This window comes from Caballeronia sp. M23-90, assembly GCF_053574605.1.
Window position 1 is genome coordinate 1 of the sequence record NZ_JBSIPA010000593.1, and the last position, 3,424, is coordinate 3,424.

Below are 3,424 nucleotides of genomic sequence, written 5' to 3' on the forward strand. Positions count from 1 at the left end.
TGCTCGATGGCGAAGGCGGCCACACCGTCTACGGCAAGCTGATGCCCGCGGTCGACTCGCTGATGCAGGGCGCGTTGCCCATCGGCCTGGCGCACAACATGGTGCTGCAGCGGCCCGTTGCCGCGGGTCAGCCGGTTCGCTGGACCGATGTCGCCTTCGATGCCACCAAGGAAGCCGTAAAAGTTCGCCTCGAAATGGAAGCGATGTTCAGGAAGGAACTTGGCGTGGAGGTGGCAGCGGCCAAGCTCGCATCGTAGGGACCCCTTGATCACGCGGGCCTTGTCCGCGTGATTGTTCTCTATAACGCCCGCCAAAGGGCGACGGAGGAGACATGAGCCATATCAGCGACACCATCGTGGTCACGCCAACGGCGCGTACCGACGTCTACCGCAAGATAAGCTGGCGCATCATGCCGTTTATCGTGCTCTGTTATTTGTGCGGGTATCTCGACCGCGTGAATGTCGGCTTTGCGAAACTGCAGATGCTCAGCGCGCTCAACATGAGCGATGCCGTCTATGGCTTGGGCGCGGGCATTTTCTTCATCGGCTATTTCATCTTCGAAGTGCCGAGCAACCTGATGCTCCACAAGGTCGGCGCGCGGCTGTGGATTGCGCGGATCATGATCACTTGGGCGCTCATTTCAGCGGCGACTCTGTTCGTCAAGACACCGGTGCAGTTCTACACCGCGCGATTTTTCCTGGGCGTGGCCGAAGCCGGATTCTCGCCGGGCATCATGCTGTACCTGACGTACTGGTTTCCCGCGCGCAAGCGCGGCTTTGCGCTTGGCGTGTACTATATTGCAATACCGCTCTCGGGCGTCGTGGGCGGTCCGCTGTCGGGCTGGGTGTTGACGCGCTTCGCGCATTCCACCGTCATGGCGGGATGGCAATGGTTGTTTCTTATCGAAGCATTGCCGGCGCTCTTGTGCGGGATCGCCGTGCTTGCGTTGATGGTCGACAAGCCCACTCAGGCGAAGTGGCTCACCGATACCGAAAAGAACCTCGTCACCAGCGAGATCGATCGCGAGGACGCCGAGAAAACGACGCACCACAACCTGCGTGCGATCCTCTCCGATAAACATATCTGGAAGCTTTGCGCAGTCTACTTCTGCCAGATCATCGGGCTGTACGGGATCAGTTTCTGGCTGCCGTCGATCATCAAGGATTCCGGCCTTACCGATGTCTCGGTCATTGGGTGGTTATCGGCGATTCCTTATCTTGTCGCCATCCCGGCGATCGTGCTGACGGGCATGAGTTCGGACCGGTTCCGCTCGCGCCGCATGCATTTTTCGGTGCTTGCCGTGATCGGCGCGGTTGGGTTCGCGGCGAGCGGTTATGTGGGGCATCACCCCGTGCTCGCCGTGATCTGGCTCAGCGTCGCAGCCGCCGGGATCTTGTCGGCGCTGTCGCTGTTCTGGAGCATTCCATCGTCGTTTCTTGCAGGGACGTCGGTGGCGGTCGGGATTGCCGGGATCAACTGCGTGGGAAATCTGGCGGGGTTTGTCTCGCCTTATGTGGTGGGCTGGCTCAATGTCACCACGCACGATAACCGGATGGGACTGTACTTCGTAGCCGTGTGCCTGGTGCTCGGGGCGTTGCTGGTCAGGACCATATCGGGGAAGCTGGCGGACCGGTGAGTTGAACTGGCGTAACCGGTTTGTTGCGAGCCGGTTACGCCACGATCACCAGGGAACGACCCGCCCCAGGTAATCCAGGTAATGCAATCCGGAGCGCCCTTCGTAGGCCTCCATTGTATTCAGCAGGTTCGGAATGCTTTCTTCGATAGTCAGACGCGCGCCCGACCCGCCCATGTCCGTCTTGACCCATCCGGGCGCCATCAACAGAAGGGTTTTCGCGTCGTCTTTATGACGCGCCGCAAAGCTGCGCATGAACATGTTGAGCGCCGCCTTGCTGCCCCGATAGACCTCGTAATCGCCGTTCGTATTGTTCGTCACGCTCCCCTGCCCCGACGACATCACGCCGATTGTCCCGCCCGGATTCACAAGGTCCTGAAACGCTTCGATGACCCTCATCGGACTCAACGCGTTCGTCACCATGACACGCACGAATTCATCGGTCGATACATCGGCGATCGTTTCGCGATCATCGTTCTTGACGCCCGCGTTCACGAAAAGCACATCCAGTCGCCGGCCTTCGAGACGGTCGTGCAACGTGGCGACCTGATCGGGAATGGTGATATCGACTGTTTCGACTTCAAGCGCGCCCTGAGCGCGGTCCGAGAGTTGGCGCAGCTTTTGTGTCGAGCCGTCCCTGCCGGTGGCGATCACGCGCCGGCCGCGCTTGAGGTATTCCTCGACCATCGCGAATCCGAGGCCGCGCGATGCGCCGATCAAAAGGACGGTTTTCTGTGTAGATGTGTCTTGCATGGTTAGCTCCCTGTGTGTCGATACCACACAGCGACTATATCGATGCATCAGACATGGCGGAAGACGCAGCAATTGCACTTATAACCTGCACCAAACGCCATGCTACGATCAAGGCATGGCAGAACCTGATCTGAATCTACTCGTCGCACTTGATGTGCTGCTCGCCGATGGCAGCGTGGCCGGGGCTGCGCGTCGACTGGGATTGAGCGCGTCGGCAATGAGCCGGACCCTGACCCGGCTCCGTGAGACGACCGGGGATCCGTTATTGGTGCGCGCGGGGCGTGGGATGGTGTTGACGCCCCATGCGGAGACGCTGCGTCAACGCACGCAGAACGCGGTTCATGAGGCGCGCGCCGTGCTCCGTCCATCGACGATGGAACCGGATTTTTCGACGTTGCAACGAACCTTCACCATTCGCGCCAACGATGGTTTCGTGGAAGCTTTCGGCGCGTCGCTTATTGCTGCGGCGAGTTCCGCTGCGCCGCGCGTATGTTTGCGTTTTGCGCCCAAGCTTGAGAAGACGGCAGCGTATTTGCGGGACGGGTCCGCTGATCTTGAAATCGGCGTTTTGGGCGCGATGGGACCGGAAGTCCGCGTGCAGGCCTTGTTTCGGGACCGCTTTGTTGGCGTTGTCAGGAAGGAACATCCGCTCGCGACAAAACGCAAAGTAACGGCTGAACGATACTTGGCGTTTGGCCATGTGGTTGCTTCTCGGCACGGCCGCACGAACGGACCGGTGGATGAAGCGCTGGCTGCTGTAGGGCTGGAGCGGACGATTGTCGCGGTGGTTCCGAGCTTTCCTACAGCGCTCGCCGTGGCACGCGCTTCTGACCTGATTGCGCTCGTGCCCGCTTCACTTGTGAACGGTCAGCCCGAGTCCGCCAGCATTCATGCTTTCGAGCTGCCGGTGAAGACCGAGGAGATCACGGTCTCGCAGATGTGGCACCCACGTTTGGAAGTCGATCCGGTTCATCGATGGCTTCGGCAGTTGGCGCTGGGTGTGTGTCGGGGAACGGCTGCGCGGGTGGGAAAGTAGCA

3 protein-coding genes and 1 pseudogene are annotated in these 3,424 nt (G+C 60.2%); 3 read left to right on the forward strand and 1 reads right to left on the reverse strand.

From position 1 onward, the window contains the following. Both ACRXB1_RS33080 and ACRXB1_RS33085 read left to right on the forward strand, forming a co-directional pair. Window positions 1-257, forward strand: a pseudogene (locus ACRXB1_RS33080) (flagellar biosynthesis protein FlgA); the annotation flags it as partial. A gap of 74 nt (window positions 258-331) precedes the next feature. After that, window positions 332-1,636, forward strand: a complete 1,305-nt coding sequence (locus ACRXB1_RS33085; RefSeq protein WP_062003477.1) for an MFS transporter — start codon at window positions 332-334, stop codon at window positions 1,634-1,636. Between the two features lie 45 nt (window positions 1,637-1,681). On the opposite strand, the gene ACRXB1_RS33090 is transcribed toward ACRXB1_RS33085, so the two are convergent. Further along, window positions 1,682-2,386, reverse strand: a complete 705-nt coding sequence (locus ACRXB1_RS33090) for an SDR family NAD(P)-dependent oxidoreductase (protein ID WP_449494429.1) — start codon at window positions 2,384-2,386, stop codon at window positions 1,682-1,684. Window positions 2,387-2,501: 115 nt separating this feature from the next. On the opposite strand from ACRXB1_RS33090, the gene ACRXB1_RS33095 reads away from it, so the two are divergent. Beyond that, window positions 2,502-3,422 carry a LysR family transcriptional regulator gene (locus ACRXB1_RS33095; protein WP_449494430.1) on the forward strand — a complete coding sequence of 307 codons (921 nt, stop codon included), beginning with the start codon at window positions 2,502-2,504 and terminating at the stop codon, window positions 3,420-3,422. Window positions 3,423-3,424: the final 2 nt, after the last annotated feature.

Coding starts and splice junctions, on each gene's coding strand:
- ACRXB1_RS33085 (WP_062003477.1), top strand. CDS start 332: ATGAGCCATATCAGCGACACCATCGTGGTCACGCCAACGGCGCGTACC.
- ACRXB1_RS33095 (WP_449494430.1), top strand. CDS start 2,502: ATGGCAGAACCTGATCTGAATCTACTCGTCGCACTTGATGTGCTGCTC.
- ACRXB1_RS33090 (WP_449494429.1), bottom strand. CDS start 2,386: ATGCAAGACACATCTACACAGAAAACCGTCCTTTTGATCGGCGCATCG.